Source organism: Psychrobacillus sp. NEAU-3TGS (genome assembly GCF_029955155.1).
Taxonomy (GTDB): Bacteria; Bacillota; Bacilli; order Bacillales_A; family Planococcaceae; genus Psychrobacillus.
On record NZ_JAPNOZ010000006.1, the window covers coordinates 63,146 to 83,289 of the forward strand.

A 20,144-nucleotide genomic window follows, 5' to 3' on the forward strand; every position below is an offset into this window, starting at 1 on the left:
AAGTCTTTAAAACGATGTGAAACAAATAGGACTTTGTTTCGGTTTAAACCACTCATCAAGCTTCTTAATATCTATGTCGCCAATAGATATAACTCCAAAATTATGAAGCGCCTCAACCGATATGCATCCCATCCACCAGGAACTCAAATCATGGATACCTATCTTAATGGTTGCTTCTTCATTGATATTCGATATTTTTGTGGCATTCCAAAAATCACCATTGTAAATAACTTCATATAAGCCGTTTTGTTCTATTAAGAATGTATCTTCAATTTCTATTAATAACCTGATATATTCATCCGGTCTTCTGAGCTGCTGGAAATTCATTTCGTGTATGAAATCAACGACATTAGTTATTCTATACATTAAACCTGCTCCAGTAGTTGCCACTTCATGATAAACACTAGGTATCAGATGATTGGAGCCGTTTAATGGATTCGAAAGCGTGTATAAAAAGGATGGATCATTTGTCCGAAAAATAATTCGATCCACTTGATCTTGTTGGGAATATAACCAAGCAGCTATTTGTTTATAGGCAATTGGATCTGTCCATATCCATTCGTGGACAATCATATATTGATGTAAAAAGTGACTATCTTTTACCGTTTCTAAAGTGAATGCTAATGCACCTAATAGCTGTCCATTTTCTATCACGCCGACATAATTAGTTACCCCATTTTTAATTCGTTGTCGTTCAGTCCACGTTCTTTTAATCATTCCATGATTTTTTTGCGCATAATCGTTATACAGGGAAACGATTACTTCTTCATCCTTTGGAGACAAGAACTTGACCAATCCTTTTTCACCATTTGAAACAAGTGCATTCGGTTTAATTTTAAATTCATATTTCATTGGTCCATAACCATAACCCATATTGCGATAAAAACTTGGATTAAACGGATAAAGTGATACTAGCGATACATTTTCTTGACTAGCATATTGATGGAAATGAGAAAGAAGTGTAAATGCAATTTTTTCTTTTTTATGAAGCAGATGCACCGCTACCATTCCAATACCAAAAATACGCTGGAATTTACCGTTCACATTACATTCAAAATCATGCAGACGATACATACCTAAAAGTTCTTCTTCCTCATTAAAATACCCAAAATACTGAATACCATTTTGTTCTTCTTGCTCTTTCGTTAAACGTCCTATAAATTCCATTTTTTTCTCTGGTGTTTGGATATTCATCCCTGGATATGCAAAAGCAACAATGTTTGCTGCAGCTTCCAAGTCTTTGTTTTGTAAAAGTCGAATCAAATCAGTCTCCCCCTTGCGAAAAACCATGTCCATCTTATATATAAAGTAATTATATTTTATTTTCTATGTTTTGATAATAGTTTTACTATTTTTCTTTTGTCAGTAAAACTTAGTCATTGTATGATTAAATTCCCTACTTAAGAATTGATACGTTACAAAAGTGCTAAAGCACCTGTCTCTAGCATTAGCACATTGGAAGGATAAATGGGTAACACATATAATAGGGAAACTGTGCGGTAGTGAGTTGAATGAAGTGGACGCTTGGATTTCCGCTACAGGGTGGACGCTTTCCGCGGGCACGGCTTCAATCTCCTCGGAGCTCCCGCTCCTGCGGGGCTTTCAGCTCGTACTGTTCCCGCCGGAGTCGCCACCCCTTCGCTCCAATCCAATAGAGTTTGCTATTTACTCCATAATAAGACACTAAATTTAGTACGATTTTGTATTTTCTATGGGTGAAAACCTTTGATTAGTGGAATAAGATAGACTATCTAGCGATTGTGATCAATTATTGAAAGCTGCCATTGCTCCGAATGGCTAATAGCAACCTTTCCTATAATTAATACTGTACATAAAATGATTTTAAATAAGAAACTGCTGGACAGTTGTAAATAAATTAAATAGCTTTTTTGCATTTGTTTACGGATTAGTCAGCAAGTTCTATTGATGGAAGCGCAAGGCGGCGACACCTGCGGGATCAGCGGGACAGGTGAGACCCCGCAGGAGCGTGCGACGAGGAGGCTCACCGCCCGCCCCGCGGTAAGCGTCCGCCTGGAGTGGAAATCAATTGCCTGTGCCGTATCTCACTACCGCACAGTTTCCCTATATCGCGTATAAAATCTTAGGCTATTTGAAAAAAGTTATCCATATGTCTTAATCACATATAGTTTTCCTAACCAACAAAAAAGAGTTCTTCCCAACGAATCAGGAAAAACTCTTTAACTAACATACAAATCGCTCTACTTTTGAAGCTGTCTTGCCAATATCGTATAGCCGTGTTCATATAAATAATCGAATTTCGAAGCCGGGATATCGTTTACAGCTAAATGATTTAATTCTGCTTCGATTGGGACATCCCTTCTAATTGTTGCAAGTTCCTTTGATAATTTTAGCATTTCTAGATCTGTCTCAATTTTCGTTCGTTGCCCTGCTTTCAATAAATGAAGGGAGTCAATTACTGCTTCCACACTGCCATAAGTTTGCACTAATTGTAATGCCGTTTTCGGCCCAATCCCTTTTACGCCTGCATAGCCATCGCTAGTGTCTCCCATGAACGCTTTCACATCAGGGAATAGTAACGGTGAAATTCCATACTCTTCTATAAAACGCGCTTCATTGTACACATCGTAGATTGTAAATCCTTTTTTCGTAAATGCGATTTCCGTTGATGGATGAAGTAGCTGTAATAAATCTTTATCTCCACTAACGATTGTGAACTTCGCATCTTCTTGCCATTTATGAGTAATAGAAGCGATTGTATCATCTGCTTCCATTCCAACTACTCCAAAGTTCATCCAGCCTAAATGCTCCGATAAATCTTGTGCCATATCAAATTGGGGGATTAGTTCCTCTGCTGGTTTCGGACGGTTTGCTTTATATCCGTCATACAGTTCATTCCGAAACGTATGCATCCCTTTATCCCAACAAACCGCCATATGTGTCGGCTGCATTAAATTTTGTGCTGCAAGTACATGGCGTGCAAATCCTTGTACAGCATTCGTTGGAATCCCTTTCTCATTTTTGAAGTAGTTTCCGGACATAGCTGTTGCAAAAAATGAGCGGAATAACAGGGCCATTCCATCTATTATTAGTACATGTGGTTTATCTTGATTCATTTCAAACATCCTTTAAAGTTAATATTATCTAGTATAACATGAATAGGCTTAAATCTTATTAGGAGGGGGTATATTAATAGAAATATATAATAGGGGGAATCACCGCATGAACATACATAATGGCTCACTTTATTGGCCTACAACAACTGCTCCTTTTACTCCAAATATGCTTTACGAGAAGCTAGATCTATATGATACAGTAATTGTCGGCTCTGGCATGTCCGGTTCTTTAACTGCTCTTGCATTAGCAGAGGCTGGTTTATCCGTTGCAGTATTAGATAAACGGGCGCTTGGCACTGGTAGCACTAGTGCCAATACAGGCTTGCTGCAGTATTCCAATGATATTATGCTGCATGAATTGATTGAACAAATAGGGGAACTAGAGGCTGTCCGCTTTTATCAGCTTTGTTATGAAGCAGTGGATGACATTGAAAAAACAGTAAATCGACTACATATAGATGCAGATTTTATTCGTAGACCTAGTATTTGTTATGCGAGCGATGAAAAAGACGTGGAAAAAATAAAAACCGAATACGCTACTTTGCAAAAGTATGGACTTCCATGTGACTATTACGAGCAAAAGGATATAAAAGAAAAGTTTCCATTTTCTAAGTTAGGTGCTTTAGTTACGTTTAATGATGCAGAAGTAAACCCATTAAAATTTGTACAAGCACTTCTAAAGAAAGTCGAATCGATGGGAGTTCATCTCTTTCCATATGTCGAGGTGCAAGATGTATTTAATGTAGAAGATCACCTCGAGCTACGTACTTCCGGACAGACATTCCATGCAAAACATATCATATATACAACAGGTTATGAAACTACACCAGTTGGCAATAGAATTGGTGCAGATATTAACCGATCCTATGTATTTGTAAGCAATCCAATTGAAGATTTATCTGACTGGTATAAACGAGCACTTATTTGGGAAACAAAACGACCATATCTTTATATACGTACAACGGTAGACGGCCGAATAATTGCGGGTGGATTAGATGAGGATATACCAGAAGCGCCGGTTTCAGACGAATTAATTATGAAACGCGCTAACAACTTGTTACATCAAACTATGAAATTATTCCCAAACTATGATTTAAAAATTGACTACGCGTACGCGGCGAGCTTTGGCGAGTCTAACGATAACCTTCCTTTCATCGGTGAACACCCTACCAAAAACAATCATTACTATTTATTAGGCTACGGCGGAAACGGGACAGTATATAGCATGTTAGGATCTCAAATTTTAAGGGATTTAATTACTGAGAAAAGAAATGAAGATGCGGAGATTGTTGAACTACATCGGAAATATGGAGTGACATAAAAAGCACGAAGGTGAGTAGCACTCCCTTCGTGCTTTTTATGAAATAATTTTCAGTACATCTATTACATCTCTCATATGCATGCTTTGAAAATTGTAGTTTGCTTTTAAATAATCTACATGCTTTAAGATTTCTTCGAGAAACTGCAAATTCTCTTCAATATTCTTTCCAAAATTATGTGGATGCCACCAAAGATGATATAGTTCATTGTTTTTAGCAGCTTTTGTTAATCCATTTTTTATACGTCTTAAACGCAATTTTTCTAATACTGCAAGTTGTTTACTATAGGGTCTTAAAAAGCGACTTGATTTTATATTGATGATTGGTTCCTTTTGAATGCTTTTTAATGGAAATGTATGGTGTCCTGTCAAATTTACATACGCATCTAACAATCTGAGCATTCTTTTTGTTCGGGTATTTGTTTTACTTGTGTAAGGACTATAAATCCAAGTTTTTTCATTACCACGGTACGCATTGATGCCGTACTTTTTACAAACATATAAATAGTCATTATTAGTTTGATTTCTTGGAAAGACTAATGATGTAATTTCTTCATTTAGTTGAACAATCGCTTGTAAATCTGTTTCGAAATGTTCAGTTCTTTGCCCTGCTTCTAAACAATAATAATGGGAAAATGTATGAGTTCCAATTTCTTGGTTAGGTAGGGATTTTATTGTATCAATCAGTGAATGGCCGTAATGATACGGATCTTGTATTTCATTCTCTCCAACTTGCCACAGATTAGATTTTGGAGAAAAAGCTTCATTCTCATATGGAACCTCTAAGTCTTCTAGCTTTGAAAGAAGTTCCTCCTTACTTTTGCAATAAAGCATACCAACAATTGCCCAAGTCGCGTGAATATCATACTTGAGAAATAACTGCAAAATTCTAGGTATTGCAATGCGAGCCCCTAGTATATTTTCTCCATAGTTTTGAAGTGTAAATGCATCGTGTACTCCCCAATTTAGCTCCATATCTAAAGAAATAACGAGAGCTCCCAGGACTTCATCCTTTCTTCTTCTTCATTGTTCTTAGTAATAGAACAAACTTTCCAATGCATAAGTCTACTTCCTTACTAGAGTTGACTTCGGTGATTTATCTGCCACGCCAAATTCTGAATTTGCTAATATTTTTTATAATAGTAATCCCATTGATAGTATAAATAATTTAATACAGACCCTTTTAACACAAACAAGAAATCAAAAAGGATTTGCTTCACACGGATGATTATATGCACTTCTCCTGTTATCTTATTATCTCTTTTTTTACGTTTTTAATTCCAAATACTTTTGAGTAAGAAATTTTTTCGATGATTTGAAAACCGTAAGCTTCCAACTTTTTTATACCTTCCTTATCGTATTTACTTAAATGAATAAATATATGTTTTGGATTATATTTTGTTTGGACAAATGAAATAACTTTCTCTAAATCTTGATGTTCCCATTCCTGAATATAAACACTTCTTTTTTTTAGGTTTGTTATAACTTCAATATCATCTAACCGTATTACATTATCATTGACCCAAAAAGGCACATGCTTATCTTCAAAGTAGTATCCTTTAAATCCACGAAATTTCTTTTGTAATATATTTTTTCGATCTTGCTTCATCGTAAGTACTTCTTTAGGAGTTATAAGCTGAAACTCACTTTTAACATGTATGTTACTTTCTGTTCTCTTTGCAATTAAATACCTCTTTCGTTCAAACATGAAAGATATCAACTTATTTTTCCAATGAAATTTTCTTAAATAGATTTTATCTTTATTACGGAGATAATATTTTAACTTGCCAACTACATTTCTACGGAATATTACAAGAGGGTAATTTTTTTTAACTGTAGAAATAGACGTCGCCTTCAACCATAAAAAATTTCTATATACTTTAGCTTTGAAAGTATTAGTAGAGAAGATTGTTTTTCTAGTGTAATCAAGATCCGTATTCCAATCAAACTTATAAGGTTCATACCCTATGCTCATATCCAGTTTATGAAATCCATCATCTTTATTTTTTTTGATTTTCTCTTTAACTAGTATTCTACCTGGACCGTAGTCATCAAAATCGGAGTCATGTCCCAATACATAACCCAAATATCTACCTCTACATGAAAATCCATAAGTAAAGGCAATTATCTCATCTTCTAACGTCAATGTTGTTAAGAGTACATTTAGTATTCCGTGATTTTGTTCCGCTAGAAATTTAAAAAATGCTTTCTTTTTATCACTTGAAAACCCGCTAGTATCATTTTTCTTTTCCCATCGTTTTCGATGTACCTCAAATATTTGGCTCATATTTGTAGAGGGAGAAATTTGCAAACGAACATCTCCAAGTAAATGCAGCTTTTTTTCCCTTCTATCCAAACCATGTAACTTTTTGCGGGTATGCATATATTCATTATAAGAAAGATTTTGTAAATCAATAAAAGGAGTTTCAATTTGATAATATCTCTCTTTAATATTTCTTGCTTTTAAATAATTAGATAGTTTAAGAGGGGTATCTACACTTTCTAATAAGCCATGCAAATAAAAAACAACCTGCTTCTTCGTCTTTATCAGTGCATCAAAAACAAACATTATCGCCCGATCCATATCACTTTTTTTGCAATGATATCCATATAATTAGCATCTCCATATGCTAAAAAATGCAGTATATAGCCAAACCATCTTTTTTCAGAATGAAAAGGGAAAAAAGCTATAATACTATTATTTTCTTTAATTGCATATATTTCAATTTCTTTATCTTCTCCCAAAAACCTCCACCAATTATACACAAATTCAAATTCTATAAAAGGATTTGTGTTATGAATTTCTTCCAAAATTGTAGACCATTCTTTTTCGAATAATTTTAAATGGTTATACGATTTAATAAGAATGAGCTCCAAATAATCCTCCGTTCAATTTAGGTCTGTTTTAAATAAGTATGATAATTGATTGTCTCTTCAAGACCGGATACAAAACTATACGTTGGAGACCATTTAAGAGATGTTATTGCTTTCTCGTTGGAAAGAACACTTCTTACAATCTCTCCTTCTCGTAATAATTTATATATTGGTTTAGTCTGAATCCCAGTAAGGACTGTTATCTCTTCAAACACTTGCTGAATGGATATTTCGTTTGAAGAGCTAATATTAAATGTCCCAGTACTTTCAGATAATAATGATTGAATACAAGCAGCAGCAACATCTTTTACATATATAAAGTCTCTCGTTTGATTACCGTCAAAAATGACTGGGTCTTTACTAATTAATAAACAATCCAATAATTTTGTAATTACTCCACTCGCCTGCATAGGACCAAATACATTTGAAAATCTTAATATACAACTTTTTAGTCCAAATAGTTTTTCATATAGTAGCACATATTTTTCAGCAGATAGCTTAGATAAAGCATAAAAAGACAGTGGAGCCAGTTTCGAATCTTCTTTAATAGGCAAAGTAGTGGGATTTCCATATACAGCGGCTGAAGATGCAAATATACATTTCTTCACATTATATTGATTAGAAAAACGGAGAATATTAAGTGTACCAACTAAGTTCGATTGACAATCATCCATTGGATTTATTATTGACTCAAATACGGAAGACTGAGCAGCTAAATGAATTACATAATCTAGTTGTTCATATTTAAACACACGCTCTAAATCATTATTTGTTATATCCATTTCATAAAATCGAGTATCCTCCAAAAGATTACTCTGCTTACCTGTCGACAAATTATCTACTGTAACAACAGTAAATTGTTGTTCTAATAACGCTCGTACCACATAGGAACCGATAAACCCTGCTGCTCCAGTTACTAATACCTTCAATTATTTTCCCCCGATATAGTTAAGTTATGATACGTAGAAACTGTTTTCTCATACATTTTTTCAAACCTGAAACTTGCCTCATATATTTCACGACTCTTTTCACCCATTTTTTTTCGTAGTAACTCATCTTTTATTAATATGGTAAGCTTTTCAGATAAATCTTCATGAATTAAAAAACCATTTTTCCAATCTCTAACCGCTTCTTTCACACCCCCAACATTAGAGGCAATAATCGGGAGGCCTTGTGACATCGCTTCCAATATACTTAAAGGAAGCCCTTCCCATGAGGAATTTAAAATGAACAAATCAGAATCACTTAATAAATCTGCGATATTTGAATGATTTCCTAAAAATGTTACTTTATGACCTAGGTTATTTTCCAGGACAAATTGAGATGATTTTTGTCTTAAACTTCCATCACCTGCAAAAATCATATGCCAGTTTAAATCCTTAAGAAGCAAAAGTTTCTCTAAGAGCTCCTGTTGCTTTTTTGGTTTTTCAAAGCGAGCTACCATCAAAATTTTCACAATTTCTCTCGGTTCTTTTCCACTACTAGTATCTTTCTTGTCTAATACACCGTTGTGAATAGTCTTTAGTTTTTCGTATGGAAGCACTTGATGTTTTAAGGCAAGGCTTCTATCATAATCACAAACAGTGATGACTGTTGAGCTAATTTTCCCAATCCACTTTTCAATTCTTCTATAAAAATTTTGCTTCTTCTGCTCCACTCCCTCTGTAAATGACCAACCGTGCGCCGTAAATACAAAAGGAATACGCAGGGACCAACAAGCGATCCTACCAAGAATTCCTGCTTTTGATGAATGGATTGCAACTATTTCAGGACGAATTTTTTTTATTTTTTTCCGTATATCTAATAAGGCTATAAAATCTTTTATTGGGTGAATATTTCGTATTAAAAATTTGCTATGAACAAATTCAACGGAAGGAATAACTAAATCCTCTGCAATTGTTTCTTCCCCCCCAGAAACAATTGTCACCGTATGACCATCCACTGCAAGCCGTCTAGCTAAGTCACGGACATGTACTTGAGCTCCGCCTAGTTCATTCATATGTGTGATCAGTTGAACAATTCTCATCTATTATCCCTCATTTTGTTTTCTAGGTTCCGCCTATCTCAAATTATCCTTAAGGCCGGTATAAAGTAAAATTCCCTACAAGAGAAATTGTCATTCTAGAAATATTGAAAAGGATCCTGTTATTACTCCTTTAACTTATTGAATAGTATATGTTTTCATTTCTAAATTTTTGTACTAGACTCCTTCTTAATGTTCATCCATGCTTTGTTGTCTTTATACCATTGGATTGTCTTAGTTAGACCTTCATCCAACGATAACATTGGTGACCAGCCCAGTTCTCTCATTATTTTGAGGTTACTAATTGCATACCTTCTATCATGTCCCAATCGATCTTGAACAAACTCGATTAAATCCTCACTCTTATTTAAGGATTTTAGTATGAATTTGACTATTTCAATATTTTCTTTTTCATTATTTCCACCTATGTTATATATCTCTCCAACTATTCCACTATGGAGAACAGTGTCTATCGCGGAACAATGATCCTCAACATGTAACCAATCTCTCACTTGTTTTCCATCACCATATACCGGTAAAGGTAACTCATTTAAGGCATTGTGAATCATAAGGGGGATTAACTTTTCGGGATATTGGTATGATCCATAATTGTTAGAGCATCTTGTAATAACTACTGGTAACTTGTAGGTTTCATAATAAGCTCTTACAATCATATCTGAAGCTGCTTTAGAAGCTGAATAAGGACTGTTGGGGGCAAGTTTTGTATCTTCTGTGAAGTTTCCCGTTTTCCCTAGAGAACCGTATACTTCATCAGTAGATATGTGTATAAACTTGACATCATCTTTATAAGTTGTACAGTATTTATCTGCTTTATTAGCTTTCCAATACTCTTTTGCCGTATCCAGTAGAGCTTGGGTACCTAATACATTCGATTTTAAAAATATTTCAGGGTCTTCAATACTTCTGTCAACATGTGATTCAGCTGCAAAATGTATAACAGACTGAATATCATATTGCTTAAATAGCTCTTTAAGAAGTTCCCGATCACAAATATCCCCTTGAACAAAATGATATCTTTCCGAAAGTTCTATACCACGGAAATTTTCTAAATTACCGGCATAAGTTAATAAATCTAAATTAATCACAGTATAATTGTATTTAGAAAGCATGTATTTGATAAAATTAGATCCAATAAACCCTGCTCCACCCGTAACTAAAATATTCATCTTAAACTCCTTTAAGCTTTATTGAAATTTGCAATATCTACTAAATACTTTCCATAGTTCGTCTTCAGTAATGGCTCGGCGAGCTGTAGCAACTGTTCCCTTGTTATATAGCCCCTGCGATATGCAATTTCTTCAATACAAGAAACATATAGCCCTTGCCGATTTTGAATAGCTTCAACAAAATTGGATGCCTCTAATAATGATTCATGAGTACCAGTATCTAACCAAGCCAATCCTCTACCCATAATCTTCACTTTCAGATTTCCTTTTTGTAGATACTTCTCAATAATGGAGGTAATCTCTAACTCACCACGAGCTGAAAGTTTCACTTTTTTAGCGATATTGATTACTTCGTTATCAAAAAAATATAATCCAGGAACTGCATAAGAAGATTTTGGCTTATCAGGTTTTTCTTCTATTGATATCGCATTCTTTTGCTCATCAACTTCCACAACACCATATGCCCTTGGATCCTTGACATAACAACCAAATATGAGTGCTCCTTCTGATAAATTCGCTGCGTCTCGTACCTTATTGCCAAAATTCGAGCCATAAAAAATATTATCTCCTAGCACTAAAGCTACAGATGATTGCCCTATAAACCCTTCACCTATAGTAAATGCCTCTGCGAGACCTAATGGTTTTTCTTGCACTGTATATTGCAAATCGATTCCTATTTTAGTACCATCACCTAGTAATTCCTTAAATCCTTCAATATCTCTTGGTGTTGAAATGATTAAAATATCCCTTATGCCTGCAAGCATTAATACAGATAGTGGATAATAAATCATTGGCTTATCATATACTGGAAGCATTTGCTTTGAAATTGCCTTGGTTAAAGGATATAAACGGGTACCAGACCCTCCGGCTAAAATAATTCCTTTCATCGGCTTTCACGAATTACCTTACAGATTTTTATTACAGATTCCATTTGTAATTCTCCGTAATATGGCATAGCTAATACTTCTGTCACTACTTTATGTGCTTGTGGAAGATTTTCTTTTCTTGCGGATTTCAAGTTCTCATACCATTTAAACTCACTACACAACGGAAAAAAGTACTTCCTTGTAAATACATTAAACTCTTTTAATTTTTCGTGAAGCCAGTCTCTAGTTTTCCCGTATATTTCCTTATCAATTTGAATGACAAAATATTGATAGCTACTTTGATCACCTTCATTTTTTGTCAGTACTCGAATACCAGGAATATCAGCCAAATACTGTTCGTAAACCTTTTTTATTTCATGTCTCTTTTGACGCTCCAACTCTACTAATTTCAAAACTTCAAGTCCTATTATCGATTGAATTTCGTTCAATTTTGCATTAAGACCAGACAATATGACTTCTTCAGGATTTGCAATCCCAAAATTCTTAAGAAGGTTTAATTTTTCTACTAAACTTTCATCTTTATAAGTCAGTGCTCCACCTTCTACCGTATTAAACAGTTTTGTTGCGTGAAAGCTGAACATTGTCATATCCCCGAAATTTCCGATAGGGTGCTGCTCTATGTTTGTTCCGAAAGTATGGGCACCATCATATATCACTTTCAAATTATATTTATTAGCTATTGTTTGAATTCGCTTAACATCACATGGATTTCCAAATGTGTGGACTCCAAGAATTGCAGAAGTTTTTTCAGTTATGAGAGATTCGATTTTTGCGGCATCTAAAGTAAGAGTGGTGGGATCAATATCACAAAATACTGGGGTTAAATTATTCCAATCAAGTGCTTGAACCGTTGCTGGAAAAGTGAATGGAGTCGTTATTACCTCTCCAGTAAGATTTAAAGCTTTTATTCCTAGGAGTAGTGCCGACGTGCCATTATTAAACAATGATAAGTTTTCTACATTCAAATATTGTTTTAATTGGTCTTCTAGTTTGGAATGCTGAGGTCCGTTATTAGTTAACCATTGATTATTCCAAACATCTGTCAAACTACTTAAAATATCATTTAGATTCGGCAGTAGTGGCCTTGTAATGTAAATGGGTTCCTTAAACATAATTTCGATGATTAATAGCCTCCTTTAGTTTTTGAATAGTTGCTACACCCATGCCATCACCTATTACTTGGATATCTTTATAACCGATTACACCAATTTCTGGTTCTAGTACCGATTGTTCAACTGGTTCATTCTTTAACCACAAAAAAATTGCTTTTGGTAGGTTTACCCCGGCATGATGACTAAAAGGATACCCTCCGCCGAACCTAGCATTCATCTCTAATACATAGGGAACCCCATCAACACTAAAAGCATCAATGTCTAAATTGCCAATATGACCTGTTAAGCTTCCAATCTCTTTACCGATAAGCTCCAGGTCCCGATTGATTACGATTTCTGCTTGGTCGGTCTCCCCAGACCTCATTGCATACTTTTTCTTTACAACAGTTGTCATATATGTTCCATTAAGGTCATTTATTATATCTAATCCATATTCCTGACCATTTAGCTTTTCTTGTATGATTACCGGAAATTTATTATTTTGATTTGACTCAAAAGATAAATATGAAGAGTTAATATTTTTTTTTGTCTTTTCATATAAAACTTTCAACTCCTCTTTATTATCTGCTTCAAATATAGAAATAGACCCCATTCCCCATCTAGGTTTAACTATTAGTGGAAAATGTACGCTTCCATCATTGATTGCTTTTAACACATCTGAAATGTTTAAAAAAGTGGCTGGTGTATAAAAACCGTTCTTTTTAAGATAATTATATGTCGCCCATTTGTCATTACATATTTTGATAAAAGCTTCATTGGAAACGATAACTCTAACTCCAATCTCTTTGAATTCATTTATACATTTTGAGAGGATTGGTAAGTCAATATCAAACAGTGGAATAATTACATCTATGTGGTTAATCTGACAATATTTTTTCAAAAATGGAATATAACCTTCATCATGAATAAGCGGTGTAATTACAGACATATCTCCATATAACATTGCTGTTGAATCCGTATTGTTCGCAACATGTACCTCTCCTTCATTACCTAACACTTCCTTAAAATATTTAACTAAATATCCCCTTCTCCCTGCGGAAGTCAAAAGTATTTTCATTTATTCATTCCCTCTCTAAATAGATATTAATATAGTTTGGATTCAATTTATTTTACCTGATTGACCAGTATTTTATTTTGGATAATAGTGGAACTAGTAATTCAAATACAACAGTTAACTCTTGTATTCTAAGAATTTTGCTCATCCCTATATAGATAATAATCCCAATTATTATTTGAAAAACTAGTTGAACAAAATGATTGCTAGGCAAAACATCACCAAGCAAATAAACACTCACACCCATAAGAAGTGATATCAAAAAAGGAAACATTAGATCTTTCAACTGTTCCCTAAAAGAATAAGCAATTTCCTTTGCTGAAAAATATGTGTTTATAAATAGCGATACATAAGAATTTAACATTGCCGCACAAATTAAACCGATAATCCCTAACTTTAGAAAGAAACTTAAAAGAATCAATAGCGAAAAAAAAGACTTTTTTATGATTTCTATTAATAAGTATAAATCAGACCTACCTTTGACTTGTAGAATATTCAAGTTTAAAGCATGAAGTGGATACAGCATACCTGCAAAGCAAAGAAGTTGAAAGTAGATAACTGAAGGAATCCACTTTTCTCCAAAAAGAATATGGAAAAGTGGATTTGCAGTTGCTGCCAATCCAATCAATAATGGAAAATTGATAAATGCAGAAATTCTTATGATTCTCTTGAATCCTAACTTCAGACGTTCCTCATCTTCTTGGATAGCGCTAAGTACTGGATACGTCACACGTTGAATAGTTGAAGCCAAAGACTGGGAAGCAAGATCTCGAAACTTTACTGCATTTGAGTAATATCCTAGTTGAATAGAAGAATAGGCCTTCCCTATGATAAAAAAGAATATATTATTATAGATTGTATCTATTAGTCCCGAAAGAAGTAATTTTGAACCGAACCCAAAAAATCTTTTGAATGATTGATAGTTAAATGTAAAGGACGGTAGCCATCTATTATAGAAGAAAAAAAGTAATGTTTGAAAAAATTGAAGGGCAATCATATTAATTACAAGGCTCCAAACTCCAAAACCTAAAAGAGCAACGACAATCGTTATAGTTCCTGAAACAAACGAAGATACCATACTAATTTTAGTTATTGTTCGAAAATCTACTCGCTTCATAAGCATAACTTTTTGAATAACTGCTAATGAATTAATGATTACCACAATAGAAAGAACCCTAATTATTTCAACTAACTGCGGTTCTTCAAAAAAAATACTGATAGACTTGGAACTAATAAAAAGCATTACATATAAAATAAAAGACATAACCAGATTAAAATAAAAGATAGTTGAATAGTCTTCTTGTGTTGTATGCTGATCCCTAATTAGAGCCTGTGTAAATCCACTGTCAACAATCGAGTTAGAAATGGCAATAAAGACCAAAATCATGCCAATCACACCAAAATGTTCTGGTAATAAAAGTCTTGCTAAAATAATTTGAATAATAAATTGAATACCATGGTTAGCTATTAAATCGAAAAAACTCCAAAATACAGCAGATATTGTCTTCTTCTTTAATGAGGAGAACTCTTTCATGATTGATTCTTACTCATTAGTTTTCCTACTTATTTTAGCTGTTTTTAATTTAGACAATTTTAAAAATAATTTGGGATAATTACAGCGTATAAATATTTTTATGCGAGCTTTTATTTTCAATAACCAAGAATACTTACCAAAGTTAAAGTATTTCTGTTCCTTTTTTTGCTTTTTAAGTATAAGTAACTCAAACTCTATTTTTTGTTTCGCTTTATTTACTTCATTTTGGTATTCATGCTTTGTCGATTCACTGAATCCGTCTAATAACTGAATAATCCCTTCATTAATTTGAATGATTTTTCCTTTAATGTTGGAGCCAAAGCTCATACGGTTTGTCCACGAACCTTTAACACCAGTTCGATAAGCACTCATACATCTATCCATGTAATATGCATAACCTTGGCTTGCAAGATACATTTGCATAGGGTAGTCCCCTATTGGTGCTTTTAAATAATATGAAGGGGGGGTTTCCATATATCTCTTAGGATAAAGCAAAGAAGGTGTAGGACAGAAGCCTCCCCCGCCACTAATAATATCCCCTATCGGGCTTATAGTATCTTCAAAATAGGATCTAATCATCCTACCAGTGGACTTATCTGGAGCTTGGATAATCTCTGCAGAATGAAAACATAAACTACAATCCGGATGATTTTCCATATAATCTACCTGTCTTTGCAACTTATAGGGGTCTGTCCAATAATCATCCCCCTCACATTCTGCAATGTATTTACCTTTACTGTTCTCAATAAGACGTAGTGAATTCTTTCGCGCACCAACATTATGTGAAGAAGTTATTAATTTAATTTTCTCGGAATACATTTTTGCATACTTTTCTACTATTTGTTTTGTATTATCAGTACTGCAATCCTCTCCAATAAGAATTTCATAATTAAAATTTGTTTTTTGACTCAAAAAACTTTCTATTGCATCCGCAATATAATTCTCATGGTTATAAGTTGTACAATTAATACTCACTAGGATACTCACCCTACCACTCATTTCTTTGCTCTATTTAGTTTCTAATAGCCGTACTATTAAGTTTGAATTATAAGCTACTTTTCTGGTAACCAAGCTAACGCTAATAGCAACCACAAATGTCTCCAATGTAATGTGTCAACAAATAAACTATTAAATGCTAAACCAGTTAAAGAAGCGAAGATAACTAGATATAAAGTCCCGTAAACCTTTGCATTCCAAAACCTAGCAAAAGCCTTAAATATACTAACTATCAAAAGTAAAGAAAATGAGATTAATCCGACCACTCCATTTTCAGTAAAAACCCTCGCATAAAGACTATGCGGTGAGTATTGAAAAGTATTTTCCGACTGACCAGGTCCGATTCCAAAAGGGTTTGAAAGTCCACTTTCAAATGCCGCAAGCTGTGTATCAAATCGATCGTTATCATAACCTTGATAACTTAATCTAGTAACTAGTAAATCTTCAACCATAGGAGTTTGAATGAAATATAAAATTCCTGGAATACCGATTAAAATAAGAAAAATAATCGTATGGATTCGATTTCTAAAATGATTAATTTTAAATAAACACAAATAGATTAATAAAGAAATTGCAAAATTTCCCCAAGCAGCTCTAGAAAAACTAATAATGATTCCCGCTGACAAAAGTAGAAATGTGAGATAATAAAAAACTTTCTTGTTTAGCTTCCTATCTTTCAGCTCTGCCATACTAATCGAAAATAGAGCAGGTATAACGAGAAAAGGACCGAACACATTTGGATCTTTAAAAAGCGCCTTCGCCCTTCCATACATTAAAAAAAAATCACTTGAAGGTAAGATATAAAAATATGCTAATATACCTATAATCGCTGAAATACAGGCCGAAATTAAATAGCCATGTAGGATGAATTGTAAATACGGTGGTTTTATAAAGTCACTCATTCCAATTAATACAATCCATGTAAATGCTAAGTAAAAAGTAATTGCAGTAAAAAAAATGGATGACCCTATTTCTTCTATGAAAAATAAAGGAAGTAAATTACATATTAAAAAAACACAAAGTATCAATAATGGGAATATCATGTCTTTTGTAAAGTTATAAATAGAGAAAACAAAACCAATTAACATAATAAGTATGAAAAACAGATCATATGGAGAAGGTTCAACAAATACGAATGCGCTCATTGCCAAAGTTAAAAATAATAAATTGGGCAACCATTTACTTGTACTATCAGTCATTTTTTTCTCCCATCAGCTTGCTTTCCCTAAAATTGAATCGGTTCACGGATATGGAACTCGGTACCTGTCACTACATGCTCCGAATTAGCTCTGAAATAATTTACAAGTTCTAAAGAAAATTTTTTTTGAATAACTTTATAAGCATTATTTTGAATAAATGGCGCCTTCTCATCTTTATACGAATTAGTTGTCATAAAATGAATAAGATTATGTCGACATATTTTTTGACAAACCTTTTTATCCGCCTTCCATGTATACCTAGCATACTTGCTGCATTCACTTGAACAAGTGCCCCTTTGTTTACTAACTCAAAGAGTTTTGCCGGATTTTTAACTATTTCTGCGTTTTGTTCTGGATGTGCGATGATAGGTATATATCCCTTTAATTGAATTTCATAAAATAGTTTTTGGGTAAATGCAGGTATTCTATTTTTAGGTAATTCTATTAATATATATTTATTTGTACCTGCTAGTGGTAAAAATTGTTTCTCTACATCATCAAGTAAACCCTCCTTGAGTTGTACTTCCATTCCTTCGAGAACTGTTAACGGAATGTTTAATTCTATAAGCTTTTTGTTCAAGTTAGTTACTAGATGCTTAATCCATGGTTCAAAGTCACTACAGGCTTTGTTCATACTATGTGGCGCTGCAATAATATGTGTTATTCCGTTCTCCACTGCTTGCTTTGCTAGTCGAATTGCTCCCTCATCATTTCCCGGTCTTTCATCAACCGGCAATATATAATTGTGTATATCTACAAGCATTTCAAAGTCCCCTATCTATAGCAGTAATAATTCCCATCATTTTTGTTTAATATCGCTTCTGTTTAATACCGACCCTAAAAATATTCTCCCTACTTTTGTTAATCTAGACATACTCTTTCTCGCAAGTTCTTCTTTTGTATTTACGGCATTAACGACAAATAAACATCCGTCTACTAATGATGATAGACCTAGTGCATCTGTTACCGATAACGGAGATGTATCAAAAATGATAACATCATAGCTTGTCTTCAATTCCTCCACAACCTCTTTCATCCTTGTAGAAGATAATACTTCTGCTGTATTGGTAGGTGTCGGACCAGCACTTATAAAAAATAAATTATTAATTGAAGTTTGCTGTATTATTTCTTCCAATTTAAATTCTCCTGATACGGCAGATGTAAGACCTTTTCTTTCCGGAAGATTAAATAACTTCCTTCCATCCGGTTTCCGAAGATCCGTATCTACATATACTGTTTTTTTACCGTCCATCGCCATGACGATTGCCAAATTGCCACTAACAAAGGTTTTTCCATCCCCCACATTCGCGCTTGTTACCATAAATGCTTTAATCTTTTTTTGTTCCATTTGATATTGAACATTCGCACGTAAATTTCTAAATTCTTCAATCAAATGGGGACGGTTATTCAAATTTTGCAAAAATTGGTTTTGCTTATCCTTAATTCTTTTTTTCATACTTTTCTTTGTCTTAGTAATAGAAATCGTCCCTAAGCTAGGTATACCTAAACTTCTTTCTGTTTTAATAACTGTATTTAAATCTGTCATATAAAATTCTCTTATAAGAATGGTAATTATGCAGAGAAGTATCCCTATAACAAAGGAAATAAAATAATATAAAATGGCACTTAGTTTGACCATAGTTACATCTGTTTCAGCCGAAACTTCTTTCAAAATATTTATATTTTCTAGATTCATTAATTCATTAACCTGTTTTTGAAAAGTTTCCGCATAAATATTTGCCAGCAATGCAGCTGCTTCAGGTGTTTTTTCACTTACAACAATCGTAATAATTTGTGAGTTATTACTCGTTTCTATTATTACGTTATTTGTAATGGTTCCTTTCGAGTAGGGTTTTTCTAATTCTTCATTCACTTTACTAATCATTCTGTCGCTTTTTAACATTTGCTTATATGTTTCTATAAGCCGTAAATTTGTATCAATTTCATTCGCTTGGAGTAAAGTATTTGGGGAAATTTTATTCGAATTATTAATTAGGAGGTCCGTCCTAACTTCGTAAACCGGTGGTATTGTAAAATATATGGACCCTCCTCCTAATGTAATCAGTAGCACAACAATAATTATTACTCTACGTTTTTTATAAAATAAACGAAGAATTTCTTTCAAACTAATTGTCTGCCTCATCTTCTTCTAACCATTCTTAATTGAAAAAAAGTCATCGATTCAATACGCCCCCTTCCCCCGAATAACTAATAATATGGTACGAGCAATGATTTTTATGTCTAATGCCAGGGAGCAATTTTCCACATAATATCGATCCAACTCCATTTTTTGTCCATGACTTATTTCTGAACGGCCATTTATTTGGGCATAGCCTGTAATTCCCGGTTTTACTCGTAATCGCTTCTTTTGCTCTTCGGAATAGTGGCTCGTAATTTCTACCATCTCCGGTCTAGGACCTACAAAACTCATATCACCTTTCAGAACATTCCATAACTGAGGAAATTCATCGATGCTATACTTCCTATATATCTTTCCAATTTTAGTCACTTCTTGATCTATCGGTTTAACAAAAGAAAAGTTTTTTGGGACGCCATTTCCCCATTCATATTGATGACTGCTAGACTCATCCATCATGGTTTGCATCGTTCGGAATTTCCAAATCTCAAAAGATGTATTATACATACCACTTCTAATTTGTCTAAAAAAAATAGGCCTACCTGAAAGTGACAATGCAAGAATCGAAAAAAATAAAAGTAATGGTGCTAGTAGTAATAAAAGAATAATACTAGCTATAATATCAGCAATTCTTTTACCAATACGGGAATAAAAATTATCGACTGATTCCGAAAGCGTAGTCTCTTTAATACTTTCCAATGCATTGTCTCCTTTACATAGATAAATAT

General features: G+C 33.8%; 19 protein-coding genes. 1 reads left to right on the forward strand and 18 read right to left on the reverse strand.

The window, feature by feature from the left end; all coding sequences use genetic code 11:
- Positions 1-6 precede the first annotated feature (6 nt).
- Together OR571_RS05085 and OR571_RS05090 are read right to left on the reverse strand one after the other, a co-directional pair.
- Positions 7-1,263 (reverse strand): GNAT family N-acetyltransferase, encoded by a 1,257-nt coding sequence (locus OR571_RS05085; protein WP_282241777.1) that lies wholly within the window; start codon positions 1,261-1,263, stop codon positions 7-9.
- A 956-nt stretch (positions 1,264-2,219) separates the two neighbouring features.
- Positions 2,220-3,095 (reverse strand): 5'-3' exonuclease, encoded by an 876-nt coding sequence (locus OR571_RS05090; RefSeq protein ID WP_282241778.1) that lies wholly within the window; start codon positions 3,093-3,095, stop codon positions 2,220-2,222.
- Positions 3,096-3,201: 106 nt separating this feature from the next.
- Between OR571_RS05090 and OR571_RS05095 the strand changes: the two genes are divergently transcribed.
- The gene (locus tag OR571_RS05095) at positions 3,202-4,416 is read left to right on the forward strand and encodes an NAD(P)/FAD-dependent oxidoreductase (RefSeq protein WP_282241780.1); all 1,215 of its coding nucleotides are present in this window, start codon (positions 3,202-3,204) and stop codon (positions 4,414-4,416) included.
- Positions 4,417-4,452: 36 nt separating this feature from the next.
- On the opposite strand, the gene OR571_RS05100 is transcribed toward OR571_RS05095, so the two are convergent.
- The 16 genes from OR571_RS05100 to OR571_RS05175 all read right to left on the reverse strand — a co-directional run bounded on the left by OR571_RS05100 (position 4,453) and on the right by OR571_RS05175 (position 20,115).
- On the reverse strand, positions 4,453-5,388 hold the full coding sequence (locus OR571_RS05100; RefSeq protein WP_282241782.1) for a polysaccharide deacetylase family protein: 936 nt from the start codon (positions 5,386-5,388) through the stop codon (positions 4,453-4,455).
- A gap of 271 nt (positions 5,389-5,659) precedes the next feature.
- On the reverse strand, positions 5,660-6,997 hold the full coding sequence (locus tag OR571_RS05105; protein ID WP_282241783.1) for a GNAT family N-acetyltransferase: 1,338 nt from the start codon (positions 6,995-6,997) through the stop codon (positions 5,660-5,662).
- On the reverse strand, positions 6,982-7,290 hold the full coding sequence (locus tag OR571_RS05110; protein ID WP_282241784.1) for a GNAT family N-acetyltransferase: 309 nt from the start codon (positions 7,288-7,290) through the stop codon (positions 6,982-6,984). Before OR571_RS05110 ends, OR571_RS05105 begins: the two co-directional genes overlap by 16 nt.
- 17 nt (positions 7,291-7,307) lie before the next feature.
- Positions 7,308-8,216 (reverse strand): NAD-dependent epimerase/dehydratase family protein, encoded by a 909-nt coding sequence (locus tag OR571_RS05115; RefSeq protein WP_282241785.1) that lies wholly within the window; start codon positions 8,214-8,216, stop codon positions 7,308-7,310.
- The gene (locus OR571_RS05120) at positions 8,213-9,313 is read right to left on the reverse strand and encodes a glycosyltransferase family 4 protein (protein WP_282241786.1); all 1,101 of its coding nucleotides are present in this window, start codon (positions 9,311-9,313) and stop codon (positions 8,213-8,215) included. The genes OR571_RS05115 and OR571_RS05120 overlap by 4 nt, the downstream gene beginning before the upstream one ends.
- 161 nt (positions 9,314-9,474) lie before the next feature.
- Positions 9,475-10,497: a dTDP-glucose 4,6-dehydratase gene (rfbB, locus tag OR571_RS05125; RefSeq protein ID WP_282241787.1), complete on the reverse strand. Its 1,023-nt coding sequence runs from the start codon at positions 10,495-10,497 to the stop codon at positions 9,475-9,477.
- A gap of 11 nt (positions 10,498-10,508) precedes the next feature.
- Positions 10,509-11,384, reverse strand: a complete 876-nt coding sequence (gene rfbA / locus OR571_RS05130; RefSeq protein ID WP_282241788.1) for a glucose-1-phosphate thymidylyltransferase RfbA — start codon at positions 11,382-11,384, stop codon at positions 10,509-10,511.
- Positions 11,381-12,496: a DegT/DnrJ/EryC1/StrS family aminotransferase gene (locus OR571_RS05135; RefSeq protein WP_282241789.1), complete on the reverse strand. Its 1,116-nt coding sequence runs from the start codon at positions 12,494-12,496 to the stop codon at positions 11,381-11,383. Before OR571_RS05135 ends, rfbA begins: the two co-directional genes overlap by 4 nt.
- Positions 12,489-13,553 (reverse strand): ATP-grasp domain-containing protein, encoded by a 1,065-nt coding sequence (locus OR571_RS05140; protein ID WP_282241791.1) that lies wholly within the window; start codon positions 13,551-13,553, stop codon positions 12,489-12,491. Before OR571_RS05140 ends, OR571_RS05135 begins: the two co-directional genes overlap by 8 nt.
- 52 nt (positions 13,554-13,605) lie before the next feature.
- Positions 13,606-15,084 (reverse strand): lipopolysaccharide biosynthesis protein, encoded by a 1,479-nt coding sequence (locus OR571_RS05145; RefSeq protein WP_282241793.1) that lies wholly within the window; start codon positions 15,082-15,084, stop codon positions 13,606-13,608.
- A 9-nt stretch (positions 15,085-15,093) separates the two neighbouring features.
- Positions 15,094-16,059 carry a glycosyltransferase gene (locus tag OR571_RS05150; protein WP_282241795.1) on the reverse strand — a complete coding sequence of 322 codons (966 nt, stop codon included), beginning with the start codon at positions 16,057-16,059 and terminating at the stop codon, positions 15,094-15,096.
- 77 nt (positions 16,060-16,136) lie between these two features.
- On the reverse strand, positions 16,137-17,279 hold the full coding sequence (locus tag OR571_RS05155; RefSeq protein ID WP_282241797.1) for an O-antigen ligase family protein: 1,143 nt from the start codon (positions 17,277-17,279) through the stop codon (positions 16,137-16,139).
- 26 nt (positions 17,280-17,305) lie between these two features.
- The gene (locus tag OR571_RS05160; RefSeq protein ID WP_282241798.1) at positions 17,306-17,473 is read right to left on the reverse strand and encodes a hypothetical protein; all 168 of its coding nucleotides are present in this window, start codon (positions 17,471-17,473) and stop codon (positions 17,306-17,308) included.
- Positions 17,470-18,042 (reverse strand): tyrosine-protein phosphatase, encoded by a 573-nt coding sequence (locus OR571_RS05165; RefSeq protein ID WP_282241799.1) that lies wholly within the window; start codon positions 18,040-18,042, stop codon positions 17,470-17,472. The genes OR571_RS05160 and OR571_RS05165 overlap by 4 nt, the downstream gene beginning before the upstream one ends.
- 36 nt (positions 18,043-18,078) lie before the next feature.
- Positions 18,079-19,404 carry a tyrosine-protein kinase domain-containing protein gene (locus OR571_RS05170; RefSeq protein WP_282241800.1) on the reverse strand — a complete coding sequence of 442 codons (1,326 nt, stop codon included), beginning with the start codon at positions 19,402-19,404 and terminating at the stop codon, positions 18,079-18,081.
- A gap of 57 nt (positions 19,405-19,461) precedes the next feature.
- A complete protein-coding gene (locus OR571_RS05175) occupies positions 19,462-20,115 on the reverse strand; it encodes a sugar transferase (protein WP_348775021.1) in 654 nt (217 codons plus the stop codon).
- Between the last annotated feature and the right edge of the window lie 29 nt (positions 20,116-20,144).

Excerpts from the sequence above, each read along its gene's own strand:
- OR571_RS05090 (WP_282241778.1), bottom strand. The coding sequence starts at position 3,095 with ATGAATCAAGATAAACCACATGTACTAATAATAGATGGAATGGCCCTG.
- OR571_RS05095 (WP_282241780.1), top strand. The coding sequence starts at position 3,202 with ATGAACATACATAATGGCTCACTTTATTGGCCTACAACAACTGCTCCT.
- OR571_RS05100 (WP_282241782.1), bottom strand. The coding sequence starts at position 5,388 with ATGGAGCTAAATTGGGGAGTACACGATGCATTTACACTTCAAAACTAT.
- OR571_RS05105 (WP_282241783.1), bottom strand. The coding sequence starts at position 6,997 with ATGGATCGGGCGATAATGTTTGTTTTTGATGCACTGATAAAGACGAAG.
- OR571_RS05120 (WP_282241786.1), bottom strand. The coding sequence starts at position 9,313 with ATGAGAATTGTTCAACTGATCACACATATGAATGAACTAGGCGGAGCT.
- rfbB (WP_282241787.1), bottom strand. The coding sequence starts at position 10,497 with ATGAATATTTTAGTTACGGGTGGAGCAGGGTTTATTGGATCTAATTTT.
- rfbA (WP_282241788.1), bottom strand. The coding sequence starts at position 11,384 with ATGAAAGGAATTATTTTAGCCGGAGGGTCTGGTACCCGTTTATATCCT.
- OR571_RS05135 (WP_282241789.1), bottom strand. The coding sequence starts at position 12,496 with ATGTTTAAGGAACCCATTTACATTACAAGGCCACTACTGCCGAATCTA.
- OR571_RS05140 (WP_282241791.1), bottom strand. The coding sequence starts at position 13,553 with ATGAAAATACTTTTGACTTCCGCAGGGAGAAGGGGATATTTAGTTAAA.
- OR571_RS05145 (WP_282241793.1), bottom strand. The coding sequence starts at position 15,084 with ATGAAAGAGTTCTCCTCATTAAAGAAGAAGACAATATCTGCTGTATTT.
- OR571_RS05155 (WP_282241797.1), bottom strand. The coding sequence starts at position 17,279 with ATGACTGATAGTACAAGTAAATGGTTGCCCAATTTATTATTTTTAACT.
- OR571_RS05160 (WP_282241798.1), bottom strand. The coding sequence starts at position 17,473 with ATGACAACTAATTCGTATAAAGATGAGAAGGCGCCATTTATTCAAAAT.
- OR571_RS05165 (WP_282241799.1), bottom strand. The coding sequence starts at position 18,042 with ATGCTTGTAGATATACACAATTATATATTGCCGGTTGATGAAAGACCG.